Annotated in this window: 17 protein-coding genes; 6 read left to right on the top strand and 11 right to left on the bottom strand. The window is 74.0% G+C overall.

The window, feature by feature from the left end; all coding sequences use genetic code 11:
- The first annotated feature begins 145 nt into the window (after positions 1-145).
- Positions 146-4,450 carry a fibronectin type III domain-containing protein gene (locus AB0I11_RS11905; protein ID WP_357317521.1) on the top strand — a complete coding sequence of 1,435 codons (4,305 nt, stop codon included), beginning with the start codon at positions 146-148 and terminating at the stop codon, positions 4,448-4,450.
- Positions 4,451-4,496: 46 nt separating this feature from the next.
- On the opposite strand, the gene AB0I11_RS11900 is transcribed toward AB0I11_RS11905, so the two are convergent.
- The 7 genes from AB0I11_RS11900 to AB0I11_RS11870 form a co-directional block, all read right to left on the bottom strand.
- Entirely contained in the window at positions 4,497-5,501 is a 1,005-nt protein-coding gene (locus AB0I11_RS11900; protein WP_357317518.1) for an ADP-ribosylglycohydrolase family protein, read from the bottom strand.
- Positions 5,502-5,565: 64 nt separating this feature from the next.
- Positions 5,566-5,934 (bottom strand): VOC family protein, encoded by a 369-nt coding sequence (locus AB0I11_RS11895; RefSeq protein WP_357317515.1) that lies wholly within the window; start codon positions 5,932-5,934, stop codon positions 5,566-5,568.
- A gap of 36 nt (positions 5,935-5,970) precedes the next feature.
- Positions 5,971-6,978 (bottom strand): methionine synthase, encoded by a 1,008-nt coding sequence (locus tag AB0I11_RS11890; protein WP_357317513.1) that lies wholly within the window; start codon positions 6,976-6,978, stop codon positions 5,971-5,973.
- A gap of 141 nt (positions 6,979-7,119) precedes the next feature.
- Positions 7,120-8,193 (bottom strand): tRNA 2-thiouridine(34) synthase MnmA, encoded by a 1,074-nt coding sequence (mnmA, locus tag AB0I11_RS11885; RefSeq protein WP_357317509.1) that lies wholly within the window; start codon positions 8,191-8,193, stop codon positions 7,120-7,122.
- Positions 8,194-8,230: 37 nt separating this feature from the next.
- On the bottom strand, positions 8,231-9,406 hold the full coding sequence (locus tag AB0I11_RS11880; protein ID WP_357317505.1) for a cysteine desulfurase family protein: 1,176 nt from the start codon (positions 9,404-9,406) through the stop codon (positions 8,231-8,233).
- A gap of 113 nt (positions 9,407-9,519) precedes the next feature.
- The gene (locus AB0I11_RS11875) at positions 9,520-10,188 is read right to left on the bottom strand and encodes a class F sortase (protein ID WP_357317502.1); all 669 of its coding nucleotides are present in this window, start codon (positions 10,186-10,188) and stop codon (positions 9,520-9,522) included.
- On the bottom strand, positions 10,185-11,015 hold the full coding sequence (locus AB0I11_RS11870; protein ID WP_357317499.1) for a DUF4397 domain-containing protein: 831 nt from the start codon (positions 11,013-11,015) through the stop codon (positions 10,185-10,187). The genes AB0I11_RS11875 and AB0I11_RS11870 overlap by 4 nt, the downstream gene beginning before the upstream one ends.
- Positions 11,016-11,253: 238 nt before the next feature.
- Here AB0I11_RS11870 and AB0I11_RS11865 point away from each other — a divergent pair, with 238 nt between their 5' ends.
- Positions 11,254-11,859, top strand: a complete 606-nt coding sequence (locus tag AB0I11_RS11865; protein ID WP_357317495.1) for a sigma-70 family RNA polymerase sigma factor — start codon at positions 11,254-11,256, stop codon at positions 11,857-11,859.
- Positions 11,813-12,577 (top strand): anti-sigma factor, encoded by a 765-nt coding sequence (locus AB0I11_RS11860; RefSeq protein WP_357317492.1) that lies wholly within the window; start codon positions 11,813-11,815, stop codon positions 12,575-12,577. Before AB0I11_RS11865 ends, AB0I11_RS11860 begins: the two co-directional genes overlap by 47 nt.
- 129 nt (positions 12,578-12,706) lie before the next feature.
- Here AB0I11_RS11860 and AB0I11_RS11855 read toward each other — a convergent pair whose 3' ends face one another.
- The 4 genes from AB0I11_RS11855 to AB0I11_RS11840 all read right to left on the bottom strand — a co-directional run bounded on the left by AB0I11_RS11855 (position 12,707) and on the right by AB0I11_RS11840 (position 16,052).
- Positions 12,707-13,666: an electron transfer flavoprotein subunit alpha/FixB family protein gene (locus AB0I11_RS11855; protein ID WP_357317490.1), complete on the bottom strand. Its 960-nt coding sequence runs from the start codon at positions 13,664-13,666 to the stop codon at positions 12,707-12,709.
- A gap of 11 nt (positions 13,667-13,677) precedes the next feature.
- Positions 13,678-14,457, bottom strand: coding sequence for an electron transfer flavoprotein subunit beta/FixA family protein (locus tag AB0I11_RS11850; RefSeq protein WP_357317487.1), 780 nt, complete (start codon positions 14,455-14,457; stop codon positions 13,678-13,680).
- Positions 14,458-14,847: 390 nt separating this feature from the next.
- Positions 14,848-15,252, bottom strand: a complete 405-nt coding sequence (locus AB0I11_RS11845) for a hypothetical protein (protein WP_357317484.1) — start codon at positions 15,250-15,252, stop codon at positions 14,848-14,850.
- 2 nt (positions 15,253-15,254) lie between these two features.
- On the bottom strand, positions 15,255-16,052 hold the full coding sequence (locus AB0I11_RS11840) for a GNAT family N-acetyltransferase (protein WP_357317482.1): 798 nt from the start codon (positions 16,050-16,052) through the stop codon (positions 15,255-15,257).
- Between the two features lie 41 nt (positions 16,053-16,093).
- Here AB0I11_RS11840 and AB0I11_RS11835 point away from each other — a divergent pair, with 41 nt between their 5' ends.
- Genes AB0I11_RS11835 through AB0I11_RS11825 form a run of 3 tightly spaced genes read left to right on the top strand, consistent with a single transcriptional unit; the run spans position 16,094 to position 17,212 of the window.
- Positions 16,094-16,480 carry a DUF202 domain-containing protein gene (locus tag AB0I11_RS11835; RefSeq protein WP_357317478.1) on the top strand — a complete coding sequence of 129 codons (387 nt, stop codon included), beginning with the start codon at positions 16,094-16,096 and terminating at the stop codon, positions 16,478-16,480.
- Positions 16,477-16,776, top strand: coding sequence for a DUF202 domain-containing protein (locus tag AB0I11_RS11830; RefSeq protein WP_357317475.1), 300 nt, complete (start codon positions 16,477-16,479; stop codon positions 16,774-16,776). The genes AB0I11_RS11835 and AB0I11_RS11830 overlap by 4 nt, the downstream gene beginning before the upstream one ends.
- A 28-nt stretch (positions 16,777-16,804) precedes the next feature.
- Positions 16,805-17,212 (top strand): PLD nuclease N-terminal domain-containing protein, encoded by a 408-nt coding sequence (locus AB0I11_RS11825; protein ID WP_357317472.1) that lies wholly within the window; start codon positions 16,805-16,807, stop codon positions 17,210-17,212.
- Positions 17,213-17,225 lie beyond the last annotated feature (13 nt).

The following is a 17,225-nucleotide window of genomic DNA, read 5'->3' as shown; positions in this document are numbered from 1 at the left end:
CGGCCGTCGCGACCGGTACGTATTTCACTGGATCGATCCGTCCGGATGATCCACACCGCCCCGGGGTCCTGATAGCTTCCCGGCCAATGAGCGCGCCGTGGCGCTCGCCGGGGGGCGCCCGCGCGCCGGGGAATGGGGATGAACCATGGGGGGACGCTGGCGTGCCCGACTGGCGACGGGCCTGGTGGCCGCGGTCGGCTGGGTCGGACTGGTGGTGCCGGCCGCGCCGGCCCGGGCGGCGGAACTGCCGTCGGGCGGGATGACCGGGGCCGCCCTCACGACGCTCTTCAACAACTACGGCAACACCAGCGGACGCTGGAGCGGGGCGGACAGCACCGCCTCGGTGGCGTTGCCCGACGGGCGGATGGCCTGGCTCTTCTCCGACACCATGCTGGGCACCGTCAACGCGGACTTCAGCCGGCCCCGGAGCAGTCCGATGATCAACAACTCGGCGGTGGTGCAGGACGGGACGGCGCTCACCTCGACCGTCCACGGTGGCACCACCACCGCCCCGCAGTCGCTGATCCCGTCCGGGGTGCCCGGCGAGTGGTACTGGATCGCCGACGCGACGGTCGAGGGCAACTCGGTCCGGGCGCTGGTCAACCGCTACAAGCGCACCGGCGAGGGCAGCCTCGACGTGGTGCTGACCGGCACCGCGCTGGCCACCCTGGCGCTGCCTGGCCTCACCACCACCGCGGTCACCGAACTGCCGCTGGGCGACACCGTCGCGTGGGGCGCCGCGGTACTGGAGGACGGCCCCTGGACGTACGTCTACGGCTCCGAGTACGTGGCCGCCGACCAGCAGCGCTTCGCCCACCTGGCCCGGGTGCCCGCCGGCGGGCTCACCGGCGGCTGGCAGTTCTGGACCGGGACCGGCTGGTCCAGCGGGGTCGCCACCTCGGCGCGGCTGCCGCTCTCCGGCGTCGGCACCGCGTTCGGCGCGCAGCGGGTGGGCGACCAGTACGTGGTCGTCACCGTGCAGGGCAACGTCACGTTCGGCACGCAGGTGATCGCCTACACCGCCGCCTCGCCGACCGGCCCGTTCAGCGGCCCGATCGACCTGTTCACCGCGCCCGAACCGGCGGCGCGGCAGGGCGTGATCGTCTACGACGCCCGGCTCCACCCGGAGCTGGCCCCGTCCGGCCGGCTGCTGGTGTCGTACAACGTGCACAGCCTCAACGACGACGACCTGTACAGCGACGCCCGGATCTACCGGCCCCGCTTCGTCGACGTCGCCTGGCCCCGGCCGGTGCCCGACCCGGCGCTGCTGCCCGCCGCCCCGGCCAACCTGACCGCCACCGCCGACCCGACCGGCGCGGTCCACCTGTCCTGGCCGGCGGTCACCGGCACCGGGATCAGCTACGAGGTGCACCAACGCGACGTCACCGTCGGCCAGACCCACTTCGCCCGGGTGGCCCAGCCCACCGGGACCAACGCCGACCTGGGCGGCACGAAGACCGGCCACACCTACGAGTACCGGGTCACCGCGCGCAACGCCACCGGCTCCGGGCAGCCGTCCCCGACCCGCAGCGTCGCGGTGACCATCGCGCCGCCGCCCACCCCGGCCAACCTGACCGCGACCGCCGGCACCGACGGCTCGGTCAAGCTCACCTGGTCGGCCGTCCCCTACGCCTGGCGCTACGACGTGCTGCGGCGGGACGTCACCGCCGGGGAGACCGAGTTCGCGCCGGTCAACGACGACAACCCGATCGACCTGACGGTCACCGCCACCTGGCTCGCCCGGGACCACGAGTACGAGTTCGTGGTCACCGCGAGCCACGGCGGGGGCGAGTCGCCCCGGTCGGCACCGGTCCGCGCCACCGCCCGGTACGCGGTGCCGGCCGCGCCGACCAACCTGACCGCCACGGCCCGCGCCGACGGCCAGATCGACCTGGCCTGGCAGGGCCCGTCCGAGGGAGTGCACTTCCTGGTACGCCAGCGGGACGTGACCGCGGGTGAGACCGAGTTCACCCAGCTGCCGCTGCCGATCACCACCTGCTGCGCGATGACCGCCGGTTACCTGCTCCACGGCCACCAGTACGAGTTCACGGTCAGCGCGAGCAACCTGGGTGGCGAGTCGGCGGTGTCGAACACCGCCCAGGCCACCTCCACGTACCCGAGGCCGGCGGCGCCGGGCACCCTGACCGCCACGGCCGGTGACGGCCAGGTCCAGCTGACCTGGGGCGCGAGCACCACTCCGAACGCGTGGTACTGGGTCTACCGGCGGGACGTCACCGAGGGCGAGACCGCGTTCACCCAGCTGCCGCTGCCGGTCGCCACCTGCTGCACGGTGAACATCGGTTACCTGGCGAACGGGCACACCTACGAGTTCAAGGTGACCACCACGGCGCAGGGCGGCGAGTCCCTGCCGTCGAACGTGGTGCAGGCGACGCCGCGCCGCCCGCTGCCCGGCCAGGTGACCGGGCTCACGGCGACCCCGCAGAGCGACGGGAAGATCAAGCTGACCTGGACCAAGCCGGGGGACGACCTCTACTACTGGGTCTACCAGCGCGACGTCACCGCCGGCCAGACGAGCTTCACCAAGCTCTCGATCCCGGTGACCACCTGCTGCACCTTCAGCCCCGGGCTGCTCGCCCACAACCACGTGTACGAGTTCAAGCTGGCGGCGAACAACGAGACCGGCGACGGGCCGACCTCGACGGTGGTCCGGGCCACCGCGTTCTACCAGCCGCCCGCCGCGCCGACCGGGCTCACCGCGCTGGCCGCCGGCGACGGCAGCATCGACCTGGACTGGAACCCGGTGGGGCCGGACGTCTTCTACTGGATCTACTACCGGGACGTGACCGCCGGGCAGACCGCCTTCACCCGGTCGGTGTACCCCACCGACCGCACCTCGGCCACCTGGGGCTCGCTCGTGCACGGGCACGTCTACGAGTTCAAGGTGACCGCCGACAACGCGGGTGGTGAGGGGCCCGCCTCGAGCACCGTACGGGAGACCTCGGTCGGCGGACTGCCCCAGGCGCCGTCCGGGCTGACCGCGAGCGCGGGCGACGGCAAGGTGACGCTGCGCTGGACCGCCAGCGCCACCGCCAACGTCTACTACTGGATCGAGATGCGCCCCGCCGGGGGCACCTGGAAGCGCCTCCAGTACCCGGTCAACACCTGCTGCTCGTTCACCGTCGACCTGCTCACCAACGGCACCACGTACGACTTCCGGGTCCGGGCCAACAACGTCTCGGGTAACTCGCCGGCCTCCAACGTGGCCAGCGCCCGGCCGCTGCCGCCGCTGCCCCAGGCACCGTCCGGGCTCACCGCGAGCGCGGGCGACGGCAAGGTGACGCTGCGCTGGAGCGCCAGCCCCACCGGGAGCGTCTACTACTGGATCGAGATGCGCCCCGCCGGCGGCACCTGGAAGCGCCTCCCGTACCCGGTCGGCACCTGCTGCTCGTTCACGGCCGGCCTGCTCGACAACGGCACCACGTACGAGTTCCGGGTCCGGGCCACCAACCTCGCCGGTGACTCGGGAGCGACCAACACGGCCAGCGCCCGGCCCATGCCGCCGCTGCCTCAGCCACCGAGCAGCCTGACCGCCACCGCCTCCGGGGACACCGCCGCCAAGCTCTCCTGGCGGGCCAGCAGCACCGGCAACGTCTACTACTGGATCTACTACCGGCTCGCCGGGACGTCGGGCTGGACCAAGGCGCAGTATCCGCTGAGCACCTGCTGCACGTTCACGATGAGCATGCTCACCCCGGGCAGGACGTACGAGTTCCAGCTCAAGGCGGAGAACCTGACCGGCTACAGCTCGGCGTCGAACACGGCGAGCGTGACGTTGACCATCACCGCCCCGGGCACCCCGCAGGACGTGCGGGCGGTGCCGCAGACCACCTCCTCGGACGTCCGGGTGTCGTGGAACGCGGTGAGCACGGCGACCGGCTACTCGGTCGAGGTGAAGGCCTGCCGGGGCGACTCGTGGCGACTGATCGGCTTCATGATCACCACCACGTACACCACCGTCCGGTACGCCGCCGGCTGCTACCAGTACCGGGTCATCGCCGACCGGTACGGCAAGCAGGGGTACGCCTCGTCCGGCAAGTTCGCCTTCGGCACGGTCGACGACTACCCGTGGGGGTCCGGCTTCCCCTGGATCGACCGGTACGGCTTCGTGCTCCAGCAGTGCACGTCGTTCGTGGCGTCCCGGGTCTACAAGTACATCGCCCACGACCCGCCGGGCTTCACCTCGCTCAACTACTGGCACGCGAAGAACTGGGACGACGCCGCCCCGAAGCACGGCGGCATGGTCTCGCAGACCCCCGCGGTGGGGGCCATCGCCCAGTGGAACGGCGGCGACTACGGCCACGTCGCCTGGGTGTCCGGCATCGACGGGTCGTACATCATCATCGAGGAGTACAACTACACGAACCCGAGCGCCTACTCCCGGCGCCGGATCCCGGCCTCCAGCGTGGACAACTACCTCTCGGTGATGTGACCGGCGCGGGGCCGGGCGGCACGCCGCCCGGCCCCGCGCACCGCGTTCAGTCCGTGGCGGCGCCGAAGGCGGCGAGCTGGTCGGCGTACTCGATCCGGGTGGCCCAGTCCGTCGGCCAGGCGGCCATGCCGTGCGCGGCACCCGCGAAGGCGCCCGCGAGCGCCGCGATGGAGTCGGAGTCGCCGGCCGTGGTCGCACCGCGGGCCAGCGCGCCGACCGGGTCGTCGGCGTGCCACAACGCGCAGAGCAGGGCCGTGGCCAGCGCCTCCTCGGCGATCCAGCCCTCGCCGGTGAGCCGGCACGGGTCGCCGCCGTCGTCCGGGCCGGCCAGCGCGGCATCGAGCCGGCCGAGCACCTCCAGGCACTCGTCCCAGCCCTGGACGATGAACTCCCGCGGTGTCCCGGCGTCGCCCGGCCGCTGCCACAGGTCGCCGAGCCAGTCGCCCCGGTAGACGGTGCGCTGCTCGTGCGCCCGCTCGGTGAGCAGGCCCGGCAGGTCGGCGAGCGCCGCGCCGTCGCGCAGCAGCCGGACCGCGTACGCGGTCAGCTCGCTGGCCGCCAGGCCGGTCGGGTGGCCGTGGGTCAGACCGGCCTGGAGTTGGGCCAGCCCGGCGAGGGTGTCCAGGTCGACGTCGAGCAGCCCGACCGGGGTGACCCGCATGTTGGCCCCGCACCCCTTCGAGCCGGCCACGGTGGCCTCCTGCCAGCGCAGCCCTCGGCCCAGTTCGCCGCAGGCCCGCAGGCAGGTCATGCCGGGGGCCCGGTTGTTGTCGGGGCTGACCGCCCAGTCGAGGAAGCGCTGCCGCAGCAGCGGCTCCACCACCTCCGGCGAGTAGCCGGACGCGTCACGCAGCGCCCCGGCGACGGCCAACGCCATCTGGGTGTCGTCGGTGACCAGCGCCGGGTCACCGACAAGCTCCCGGGGGCCGGTCGGCCCGTACCGCCGGACGATCTCGGCGACGGTGAGGAACTCGGTCGGCTTACCCAGCGCGTCGCCGAAGGCGAGGCCGAAGAGCGAACCCGAGGCGCGGCGCGGCGGGGAGTCGGTCACGGCGTGATCATGCCGGACCGACGCAACCCGCGCCGGCCGCGCCCGGGCCGGCTCGGCCAGCCGATCAGTCCCAGCAGAGGCAGAACGGGTGCCCGACGGGGTCGGCGTAGACCCGGAAGCCGTCGCCCTCGCCCGGGAGCCGCCGGGCGCCCAGGGCCAGCGCCGCCTTCTCGGCCACCTCGATGTCGTCCACCGTCACGTCGAGGTGGAACTGCTGCGGCCGCTCCGGGTCGGGCCAGGCGGGGGCGCGCAGGTTGCGCGCCTGCTGGAAGGCGATGCGGGGCTGGTGCCCCGGCGGGCCGCCGAGCACGACCCACTCGTCGCCCTCGGAGCTCTCCTCGACCAGCGGGAGGCCGAGCAGCTCGGCGTAGAAGCCGGCCAGCGCGCGCGGATCAGGGCAGTCGATCACCACGGAACGGAGCTGTCCAATCATGCCCGTCATCCTGCCCAGCGGGTACGACAGGAAACCTCACTCCTCCTCGGACAGCCGCCGCCCGGCGTCCCGGCAGGCGGCCAGCACGGTCCGGGCGTATCCCGGGGTGGCGCCGGCCAGGCCGCAGGCGGGGGTGACCACCACCTGCTCGGCGAGCCGGCGGCGGGGGAAGCCGAGCTGGTCCCAGAGCCGGCGTACCCGCTCGGCGACCTGGGCCGAGGTCGGCGCGCGACCGGCGGACGGCGGCACCGCGGGCGCGGCCCCGGCCAGCAGTCCCAGCCCCGCGTCGATCGCCTCACCGAGCGGGTCCAGCTCGGTGACCAGGCCCAGGTCGAGCGCGACGGCCACGGCACCGGCGTCGCGGATCAGCGCCACCGGCACGTCCGGCGCGCAGCAGTGCACCACCGTCGGCACCCCGACCGCCTCGAGCACGCCGCGCAGCAGCGCCGCGGCGTCCCCGGACACCACCGCCCGGTAGGTGCCGAGGCCACTCTCGGTGGGTATCCGCCCGGCCAGCACCGCCGGCAGGTACGGCTCGTCGAGCTGGAGCAGCACCGACGCCCGGGGCAGCCGGCGGGCCACCGCCGCGACGTGCCCGCGCAACCCCTCGGCCAGCGAACCGGCCAGGTCGCGGACCGCGCCGGGATCGCGCAGCACCCGGCCGCCGAGCGGCAGCTCCAGCGACGCGGCCAGGGTGAACGGCCCGGCGGCCTGGATCTTGACCGGGCCGGCGTACTCCTCGGCCTGCTCGGCGAGCTGGTCGAGGTCGCGCTCCAGCAGGTCGCGGGCGCGGCGCAGGTCCTTGCCGGGCCGCGGGGCGATCCGCCAGCGGGCCGCGTACAGCTCGACCGGCAACTCGGCGAGCAGCCCGCCGGTGCGCCCGATCAGGTCCGCGCCGGGCCCCCGAGCGGGCAGTTCCGGCAGGTGCGGCAGGGCGGGCAGCTCCCCGAGCACGATCCGCTGCGCCTCGGCGATGTCGGTGCCGGGCAGCGAACCGATCCCGGTCGCCGCCCCCGCGGGCCAGGGCCATGTCTGATCACTCACCGCCGAAGACTAGCCGCTGCCCGCGCCGCGCCGGCGCCGGCGCGGCGGGTGGTCCCCTCGGCCCCGCGTGCCGCCGCAGGCGATTCGCCCGCCCTCCCGGGACCGAGCCGGCGGGCCGGACCAACCCGGAGCGGCCGGCGGTCAGCCGGTGATGGTGGCCGAGCCGAGCACCACGTCGCCGGCCGGGTCGGGGCGGTACGCCACGATCGCCTGGCCGGCGGCCACGCCCCGGACCGGGCGGCGCAGGTCGGCGTGCAGGGCGTCGCCGTCCAGCGACACCGTGGCCGGCACCACGTCGCCGTGCGCGCGCAACTGCACCTCGCACTCGATCGGGCCGGTCGGCCGCGCCGCGCCGGTCCAGACCGGGCGGGCGGCCCGGACCTGGTCGACCTCCAGCGCCTCGGCCGGGCCGACGGTCACCGTGTTGGTCGTCGGCGTGATGGAGAGCACGTAGCGGGGGCGGCCGTCCGGGGCGGGCCGGTCCAGGTGCAGGCCGCGCCGCTGCCCGACGGTGTACTGGTAGGCGCCGGAGTGGCTGCCGACCACCGCGCCGGTGAGCGCGTCGACCACCTCGCCGGGGGCCTCGCCGAGCCGCTGGGCCAGGAACCCCCGGGTGTCGCCGTCGGCGATGAAGCAGATGTCGTGCGAGTCGGGCTTGTCGGCCACCGCGAGGCCCCGCTGGGCGGCCTCGGTCCGGACCTCCGCCTTCGTCGAGTCGCCGAGCGGAAAGATCGACCGGTCCAGCTGCGCGCGGGTCAGCACCGCGAGCACGTACGACTGGTCCTTGGCCACGTCGACGCTGCGCCGCAGCAGGCCGTCGGCGCCGAGCCGGGCGTGGTGGCCGGTCACCACGGCGTCGAAGCCCAGGGCGACGGCCCGGTCCAGCACCGCGGCGAACTTGATCTTCTCGTTGCAGCGCAGGCACGGATTCGGGGTACGACCGGCCGCGTACTCGGCGACGAAGTCGTCCACCACGTCGGCGTGGAACCGGTCGGCCATGTCCCACACGTAGAAGGGGATCCCCAGCACATCGGCGGCGCGCCGGGCGTCCCGGGAGTCCTCCAGGGTGCAGCAGCCCCGGGCGCCGGTCCGGTAGGTCTGCGGGTTACGGGCCAGCGCCAGGTGCACGCCGGTCACGTCGTACCCGGCCTCCACCGCGCGGGCCGCCGCCACCGCGGAGTCCACCCCGCCCGACATCGCCGCCAGAACCCTCACCAGCCCACTCCCCTCGTCCTCACCGAGGGTATCCGGGTCAGCGGGGGGTACGGAGGGCGGCCGCGCGCCGGGCCCGATCGACGGCCGCCGGCAGCGCGGCGATCAGCGCGTCGACGTCCTCCCGGGTGCTGGTGTGGCCGAGGGTGAAGCGCAGCGAGGAACGGGCCCGGTCGTCGTCGGCGCCCATCGCCAGCAGCACGTGCGAGGGCTGGGCCACCCCGGCGGAGCAGGCCGACCCGGTCGAGCAGGCGATGCCCTGGGCGTCGAGGAGGAGCAGCAGGGCGTCCCCCTCACAGCCGGGGAAGGAGAAGTGCGCGTTGCCGGGGAGCCGGTCCACCGGGTCGCCGTTGAAGATCACCTCGGGCACCGCCCGGCGGACCCGCTCCACCAGCTCGTCGCGGAGCGCGGCGACGTGGGCCGCGTACTCCTGCTGGCCCTTGACGGCGGACTCGACGGCGACCGCGAAGGCCACGATGCCGGCGGTGTCCAGGGTGCCGGAGCGGACGTCCCGCTCCTGGCCGCCGCCGTGCAGCAGCGGGGTGGCGGCGACGTCCCGGGCGAGCAGCAGCGCGCCGACCCCGGTCGGGCCGCCGAGCTTGTGGCCGGTGACGGTGAGCGCGGAGACGCCGCTGGCGGCGAAGTCGACCGGCACCTGGCCGACCGCCTGGATCGCGTCGGTGTGGAACGGCACCCCGTGCTCGGCGGCGACGGCGGCCAGTTCGGCCACCGGCTGCACGGTGCCCACCTCGTTGTTGGCCCACATGGCGGTGACCACCGCGATCCGGTCGCCGTGCGCGGCCAGCTCGGCGCGGAGCTGCTCCGGGTCGAGCCGGCCGGCGGCGTCGACCGGCAGCCAGCCGACGTCGGCGCCCTCGTGCCCGGCCAGCCAGTCGACCGCGTCCAGCACGGCGTGGTGCTCGACGGCGCTGGAGACGACCCGGCTGCGCTCGGCGTGGGCGGCGCGGCGGGCCCAGAAGACCCCCTTGACTGCGAGATTGTCGCTCTCCGTGCCGCCCCCGGTGAAGATCACCTCGGAGGGGCGGGCGCCGAGCACCGCGGCCACCCGCTCCCGGGACTCCTCCACCCGGCGTCGGGCACGCCGGCCCGCCGCGTGCAGCGACGACGCGTTGCCCACCTCGCGGGCGGTGGCGACGTACGCCTCGAGTGCCTCGTCGAGCATCGGGGTCGTCGCCGCGTGATCCAGGTATGCCATCACCGTTCAGCCTAACGGCCGACGGGCGCGCCGCCGGATGCCGGACCGCCCGTCCCGTACGGGGTGGCGGTCCGGCCGCTCCGGCGACGCGCCCGCGCGCCGACCCGGTGCCGTCACGCGGGTACGGCGGTGACCACGATGTTGTCCCGGTAGTGCCGGGTCTTCGGGTCGAACGGGCCGCCGCAGGTGATCAGGGTCAGCCGGGGGCGGCCGTCGCGGGCGAAGTACCGGTCCAGCGGGATCCTGGTCTTGGCGTACTCCTCCCGGGCCACCACCCGGTAGCGGCGTTCCCGGCCGTCGGCGCCGGTGACCGTGAGGAGATCGCTCCGGTCCAGGTCCCGCAGCCGGAAGAAGGCGCCCTTGCCCTGCTCGGCGCTGTCCACGTGGCCGGCGATCACCACCGAGCCGGTGCTGGCCTCCAGCCCGGGGCCGTAGCGGTACCAGCCGACCTGGTCGACGCTCGGCGGCACGTCGAACTCGCCGGTGCGGGCGCTGACCCCGACCGGGTTGACCGTGGCGGTGACGCCGATCGCCGGGACGCGCAGCTTCGTCGGCGGGACCGTGCCGTCCGCCGGCAGGGTGCCGGTGTTGACCGGCACCCGGCCGGTCGGGCCGGCGGTGGCCGTGGCTGCCGGCGTGGGGGTGGCGCTGGCCAGCGCCGACGCCTCCGCCGCGCCGACGGTCCTGGCCGGGCGGGAGCCGCACGCGACGAGGCCGGCGACGGTGAGCGCGGCAGCGCCGGCGGCCATGGCCGCCAGCGCCCCGCGGTTCCGCACCGTCATCGGCGCCCGGTCCGGGCGGTGGCGACCCGCGCCCCGCCGCCGACCAGGAGCAGCACGCCGACGCCGGCGAGCAGGTACCACCAGGTCTGCACACCGGTGCCGGCCTGACCGCCGGTGCCGCTGGGCACGCCGCCCGGCGCGGAGTGCAGGCCGCTGATGGTCTGGGCGACCAGCTTGAGGTTCTTGTCCTCGGCGGAGCCGATGGCGTAGACGATCGTCGCGGTGCCCTCCTTGAGGGTGAGGTCGGCCGGGCCGATCGCCACGGTGTCGGTGCCGGCGAGGACCACGTCCGCCTTGACGGTGCCCGCGTCGATGTCGGCCTTGGCCTCCTTCGGGTTGGTGAGGCCCGGGAAGACCGGCTGACCACCGGCCCGCACGTCCACGGCCGGGGCGGCGGCGGTGTGCCGGACGATCAGCCGGGCCTTGCCGGCGCCCACCTTGGACACGTCGTTGACGAACGGGGTGATCTGCGGCTTGCCGTCGGCGCTGAGGTGCGCGGCGAGGCTGATGTTCGCCCCGCCCGGGACCTTGGCGTCGTCGACCTTGAGGATCGCCTGGTCGAGCGCCTCGCCCGGCTTGGTGAGCGCGATGTCGTAGTCGCCCTCCGGCAGGCTCAGCGGGCCGGCCACGTCACCCGGCTTGAAGTTGTCCAGCGTCTTCTTGCCGTTGACGTACACGTCGACGGGGGTGTCCGGGATGCCGTGCACGACCGAGACCTTGCTGCTGGCCGCGTACGCCGGGGTGGCGCCGGCGGCGAGGCCGCCGGCGAGGGCCAGCGCGGCGACCGCGCCGCCGGCGGCGACCCGACGGATGGATACGAGCTGCATTGCGTGCCTCCTGATAGTTCGTGCTGGTTCGTCACGCCTGGTTGCAGAACGGGTTACGCCCGCTCCGCCGCCGCCGGATGCGCCCGGATCGGATTTCTTTTTTCCGCCCCCGGCTGCATCCGGGGCCGCCTTCCGGAGCGAAGAGCAGGTGCGGGCACGAGCAGGAGAGGTCGGCCGGGAGAATGGGGCGAGGGCTGTGGCGGTTACAGTCGGGCATGCCCCAAAGGCGAACCACCCGGTGACGGGGGTGCCGAGACAGCCGGAGCCACCGGGCGACGACGAGCTGGCCGAGCGTTTCCGCGCCGGCGAGGAGGCTGCGCTGCGCGAGGCGTACGACCGCTACGGCCGGGCGGTGCTGCACCTGGCCAGCACCACACTGGCCAACCGCAGCGACGCGGAGGACGTGACCCAGGCGACCTTCGTGGCCGCCTGGCTGGGCCGGGAGACGTTCGACCCGACCAAGGGGTCGCTGGTCGGCTGGCTGCTCGGCATCGGCCGCCGCAAGGTGGTCGACCGGATCCGGGCGGTCGCCCGGGAGACCCGGGTGGTCGAGACGGTCAAGCAGCTGCCCGAGCCGGTGCCCGGCGGGCCCGACCCGGACGCGGTGGTCGACCGGCTGGTGGTCGCCGACGAGCTGGCCCGCCTCCCCGACGACCAGCGACGCATGCTGGAGTTGGCGTTCTACGACGACCTGACCCACCAGCAGATCGCGACCGTGACCGGAGTCCCGCTCGGCACCGTCAAGAGCCACATCCGACGCGGGATGCAGAGCCTCAAGCGCAGATGGGAGGTGGACGGTGCCCCACCTGGAGCACGACCGGCTGGTCTTCCTGGCCCTCGGTGAGAGCGAGGCGGCGGGTGGCGAGTCCGCCCACCTCGACACCTGCGAGCACTGCCGGGCCGAGCTGGCGACGCTGCGCCACCTGGCCGGCCTGGGCGCGGACACCCAGGGGCTGGGCAACCTGCCCGACCCGCCCGAGCACGTCTGGCAGGGCATCGTCGCGGAGATCCGGGCCGCCGAGGAGCTGCCCGCGCTCGCCGAGCGGCGCGCGGCCCGGCCGTCGGCCGAGCCCAACCCGCAGGTCGCCGCGGCACCGGCGGTGGCCCGGGGCGGTGGGCGGTGGCGGCGCTGGGCGGTCACCGCGGTGACCGCGACGGCGGCGGCCGCGGCCGGCGTACTCGGCACGGTGACCGTGCTGCGGTCGGGTGACCCGGACCCGCCGCAGCCGGCGGTGCTGGCGAGCGCGGCGCTGAGCGCGTACGGGCAGACGCCGAAGGACGCGGCCGGGGACGCGCGGGTGCTCGGGGACAACCGGCTCCACCTGCACGTCGCGAATCTTCCGGAGGTCCCGGGGTACTACGAGGTCTGGCTGATCGATCCGGGGACGATGAAAATGTTCTCGGTCGGTACGCTGAGCAAGGGTTCGGGAGACGAGTTGCTGCCGATGCCCGCGAACGTGGACCTGCGTACCTTCTCGGTGGTCGACATCTCCGCCGAGCAGTACGACAACAACACCCGCCACTCCGGCGACAGCCTGTTGAGGGGCACCCTGACGAGCTGATCGGCGGGCCGGCTCAGCTCCCCGGCCCGCCGATCAGCTCCCTTCCGCCGCTCCGGAAGGGCCGCAACGAGCAGAGCCGCCGCCCGGATCACCGGGCGGCGGCGCTGTGCGTGGGTCAGCCGGGCGGGCTCACTTGCGCTTGCGGATCTCCTCGGCGGCCTGCGGGACGACCTTGAACAGGTCGCCGACCACGCCGAAGTCGGCCAGCTCGAAGATCGGCGCCTCGGCGTCCTTGTTCACCGCGACGATGGTCTTCGAGGTCTGCATGCCGGCCCGGTGCTGGATCGCGCCGGAGATGCCCAGCGCCACGTAGAGCTGCGGGGAGACCGTCTTGCCGGTCTGGCCGACCTGGAACTGGTGCGGGTAGAAGCCGGAGTCGACCGCGGCACGGGACGCGCCGACCGCGCCGCCGAGCAGGTCGGCCAGCTCCTCGACCAGCTTGAAGTTGTCGGCGTTGCCGACGCCGCGACCGCCGGAGACGACCACCGACGCCTCGGTCAGCTCCGGGCGCGAGCCCTTCTGCTCGGCCACCCGCTCGACGACCTTGGCCAGCTTGTCCGCGTCGGTGACCGAGACGGTGAGCTGCTCGACCGCCGGGGTGGCGGCGGCCGGGGCCGGGTTGAGCGAGTTCGGCCGGACGGTGACCAGCGGCAGGCCCTTGGTGACCTTGGACTTGACGATGGTGGAGCCGGCGAAGGCGACCTGGGTGGCGGTGCCGTCGGCGTCCAGCGCGACCACGTCGGTCAGGATGCCGTTGTCCAGCTTCACGGCCAGGCGGGCGGCGATCTCCTTGCCCTCCTGCGACGAGGCGAGCAGCACGGCGGCCGGCTGCACCCGGTTGACCAGTTCGGCCAGCACGGTGGCCTTCGGGGCCACCAGGTAGCCGTCGATCTCCTCGCCCTCGGCGGCGTAGATCTTCGCCGCGCCGTACTCGCCCAGCTTGGCGCTGAGCGCCTCGGCGGCGCCGGCGCCGCCGAGCACCACGGCGCTCGGGGTGCCCAGCTCGCGGGCGAGGGTGAGCATTTCCAGGGTGACCTTCTTGACGCCGAATTCCTTGGTGGCTTCGACGACGACGAGAACCTCAGCCATGTCCAGACCTCTCACACGAACTTCTCGGTGGCGAGGAACTCGACCAGCTTGACGCCGCCCTCGCCCTCGTCGGTGATCTTGGCACCGCCGGAGCGCGGCGGGCGCTTGGAGTGCTCGACCACGGCGCTGGTGGCGCCGTCGAAGCCCACCTCCGCGGGCGCGACCCCGAGGTCGGCCAGGGCGAGCGTCTGCACCGGCTTCTTCTTGGCGGCCATGATGCCCTTGAAGGACGGGTAGCGCGGCTCGTTGATGGTGTCCCAGACGGAGACCACGGCCGGGGTCGAGGCGGTGACCACCTCGTAGCCCTCCTCGGTCTGCCGCTCGACGGTCAGGGTGGCGCCGTCGACGGTGAGCTTGCGCGCGCCGGTCAGCGCCGCGACGCCCAGCCGCTCGGCGATCATGTGCGGCATGACCTGGACCCGGCCGTCGGTGGACTCGGCGCCGCAGATCACCAGGTCGGCGCCCAGCTGACCGAGGGCGGCGGCGAGCACCTTCGAGGTGGTCACGGCGCAGGACCCGTGCAGGGCGTCGTCCACCACGTGCACGGCCTTGTCCGGCCCCATGGAGAGCGCCTTGCGGATCGACTCGGTCGCCCGGTCCGGACCCATGGTCAGGATGGTGACCTCGCCGCCGTGCGCCTCCTTGATCTTCAACGCCTCCTCGATGGCGTACTCGTCCATCTCGTTGATGACGTTGTTCGCCGAACCGCGGTCGACGGTGTTGTCGTCAGCACGCAGGTTGCGGTCCGCGCCCGAATCGGGCACCTGCTTGACGAGTACGACGATGTTCATCGCGCTTCGACGACCCTCCTGTTTGGTGTAGCGATCTCTCGCCCGGTCACGGGCGCAGCCTCGCGCGTGACTTAACGTTCGGTCAACCGCGCGCAACTGTGCAGTTGCCCACGGGGGCAATGTTACCCGCAAGTAGCATTGCCTCTCCCGAGCCCCAGAGTGACACAGCTCACCGGCGCCCACGCCGCCGGGTAAGCTGCCGAAAAAGGGAGGTGACGGATATGTCCGACTCTGCTCGCCGCGCCGGACGGCGCGGCCCGGCCGAGGCTGTCGCCGCCTCCCGCCGGGCCTGCCGCCGGATGATCCCGGACACCTACCGGTGCGCCTGCGGCCGGGTGCGCGACCGGTGTGTCCGCGCCAGCGTCCGGGCGCTCTGGTCGGGCGAGCCGGTCAGGCCGGCTCGGCCAACGCCTGCCTGATCTTCTCGATCACCGCCGCCTCGGCCGGCGCCACCCCGCGGTGGGCCTGCGCCACCCGGTCCGCCGCGGCCAGCACCACCGACCGGTAGGCCGCGACATCCCCCGGCGACTTGGCCCGCAGGATCCGCACCGCCCGGCCCAGCGCCGGCAGCACGGTCGCCTCGACCTCCAGCGCGGAATCCCGGGGCAGCTGCGGCAGCGGCCCGGTGGTCAGCGCCGCCCGGACCACCCCGCTGGCGTCGGCGAGCGCCCCGGACGCGGCCATGCTCTCCCGCACCATGGCCAGCATCCCGGGCTCGGCGTTGGAGACCAGGAAGACGGCCCCGAAGGCACCCGTCCGGAGGGTCAGCTGCTCGTCCGCCGTCAACGGTTCCATGATCACGGAGTGTAGACGTACGGGGTGGTGGTGGTGACCGCAACGAGCCCGAGCCGCTCCAGGATCGGCCGGCTCTCCGGCGAGCAGTCCACCTGCACCAGGGTCTTGCCGCGCTGCTCGGCCAGGCGCGCCCGGTACGCCACCAGCGCCCGGTAGATGCCCTTCTTCCGCCACTGCGGCAGCGTCGAGCCGCCCCAGAGGGTGGCGAAGCCGGTGCCCCGCTGGTAGCGCACCCAGCCCGCGCTCACCACGGTGCCGTCCGCCTCGGCCACCACGATCGTGATCGACTGCGGGTCCGCCTCGATCTCCCTGGCCAGCCCGGTCACCAGATGGCTCCGGTCCGCCTGCCAGACCTCCTCCTCCATGGCGGCGATCCGGTCCAGGTCCTCGCGGGCGGTGACCTCGCGCAGGCGTACCCCCTCGGGCAGGACCGGAACGGCGCCGGCCAGGGCCGCGACCGGCCCGACCACGACGGTCTCCAGGTCTTCCGGCACGAAGCCGGCGGCGCGCAGCCGGTCGCCCAGGTCGGCCGGCTCGTCGTGGCCGGTCAGCTTCCACTCGACCGACTCGCCCCGGGCGCGGAAGAACTCGACCTGCCGGGCGATCAGGGCGTCCAGCTCGGCGCCGGCCAGCCCGTCCAGGGTCCGGTACGTGATGAAGCCGCCCCGGTCCAGGTTGAGGACCCGGAACAGCGGGCCGTCCCGGTCGATGATCACCCCGGCCGGCACCGGGTCCGGCAGCTCGGGTCGGATCTGCGTGTCATAGGCGTCGCGCAGGCGTCGCGCGTCAAGATCGGTCATCCCCTCAGGCTAGGCACCGGGCAAAGCGGATAATCGACGACGTGTGGCAGATGATCAGACGCTGGTTCGACCCGCGCGAGCTGCGGTCGGTCGGCACCACCCCCGACTACCGCTTCTCGCTGGCCAACGAGCGGACGTTCCTGGCCTGGCTGCGGACCGGGCTGGCGCTGATCGCCGGCGGGCTCGCCGCCGCACAGTTCCTGCCGCAGCTGGCCCTGGAACACCTGCGCGAGGTGATCGCCGTCACGCTGCTGCTGCTCGGGGCCGCCGTGGCCATCCGGGCGGTGGACCACTGGGCCCGGACCGAGCGGGCGATCCGGCTGGGCGAGGAACTGCCCGCCTCCCGCTTCCCGGCCATCCTCGCCCTGGTCGTGGCGCTCGGCGCGCTGCTGCTGGTCGCCGCCGTGCTGACCCGGGCCCTCGGGTGACCCGCGACCCCGGGCTGCAGCCGGAACGGACCCGGTTGGCCTGGCGGCGCACCCTGCTCTCGCTCACCGCGGTCACCGTGCTGGAGGTGCGGCTCTCGCTCACCGGCGGGACCGTGGACGCGCTGCTGGGCGGGGTGGCCGTGCTCGGCTGGCTGGCCATCCTGCTGGTCACCTGGCGCCCGGCCACCGGCACCGGGCTGCGCCGCGGGCCGCGCTGGGCGCTCCCGCTCACCGCGCTGGCCGCCGCCGGGTCCGCCCTGCTCGGCGTTCTGCACGTGCTGAGCGGGCTGCGCTGACCGCCACCGGTGGTCCATGATGACCGGCATGGTTCGCCTGTACGGGCTTCTCTTCCTCGCCGAGGTCGTGCTCGCCGTCTGTGCCCTGATCAGCTGCCTCTCCGCCGAGGAGGGGGAGATCCGGGCCCTGCCGCGGGTCGCCTGGGTGCTGATCATCCTGTTCTTCCCGCTGGTCGGGTCGATCGCCTGGTTCGTCGCCGGGCGGGAGCCGGCCGGGCGGCGTCCCCGTACCGCCTGGCCGGTCGGGAACGGCTTCGCCGAAACCGAGCGCCGCCGGCCGCTCGCGCCGGACGACGACCCGGAGTTCCTGGCCGGGCTGAAGGAGCGGGCCCGCCGCGACGACCAGGACCTGCTCCGCCAGTGGGAGGCGGACCTGCGCCGCCGCGAGGAGGAGTTGCGGCGCCGCACCGACGACCGGGACCGGCCGGAGGTCTGAGCGCCGCCGGCGT

The organism is Micromonospora sp. NPDC050495, from assembly GCF_040655175.1.
In the GTDB taxonomy this organism is placed as follows: domain Bacteria; phylum Actinomycetota; class Actinomycetes; order Mycobacteriales; family Micromonosporaceae; genus Micromonospora.
Note: the sequence above shows the minus strand (reverse complement) of the source record. Positions and strands in the feature narration are given on the sequence as shown.

Excerpts from the sequence above, each read along its gene's own strand:
- AB0I11_RS11905 (WP_357317521.1), top strand. The coding sequence starts at position 146 with ATGGGGGGACGCTGGCGTGCCCGACTGGCGACGGGCCTGGTGGCCGCG.
- AB0I11_RS11825 (WP_357317472.1), top strand. The coding sequence starts at position 16,805 with ATGGTTCGCCTGTACGGGCTTCTCTTCCTCGCCGAGGTCGTGCTCGCC.
- AB0I11_RS11870 (WP_357317499.1), bottom strand. The coding sequence starts at position 11,015 with ATGCAGCTCGTATCCATCCGTCGGGTCGCCGCCGGCGGCGCGGTCGCC.
- AB0I11_RS11845 (WP_357317484.1), bottom strand. The coding sequence starts at position 15,252 with ATGGAACCGTTGACGGCGGACGAGCAGCTGACCCTCCGGACGGGTGCC.
- AB0I11_RS11840 (WP_357317482.1), bottom strand. The coding sequence starts at position 16,052 with ATGACCGATCTTGACGCGCGACGCCTGCGCGACGCCTATGACACGCAG.
- AB0I11_RS11855 (WP_357317490.1), bottom strand. The coding sequence starts at position 13,666 with ATGGCTGAGGTTCTCGTCGTCGTCGAAGCCACCAAGGAATTCGGCGTC.
- AB0I11_RS11880 (WP_357317505.1), bottom strand. The coding sequence starts at position 9,406 with ATGGCATACCTGGATCACGCGGCGACGACCCCGATGCTCGACGAGGCA.
- AB0I11_RS11895 (WP_357317515.1), bottom strand. The coding sequence starts at position 5,934 with ATGATTGGACAGCTCCGTTCCGTGGTGATCGACTGCCCTGATCCGCGC.
- AB0I11_RS11875 (WP_357317502.1), bottom strand. The coding sequence starts at position 10,188 with ATGACGGTGCGGAACCGCGGGGCGCTGGCGGCCATGGCCGCCGGCGCT.
- AB0I11_RS11850 (WP_357317487.1), bottom strand. The coding sequence starts at position 14,457 with ATGAACATCGTCGTACTCGTCAAGCAGGTGCCCGATTCGGGCGCGGAC.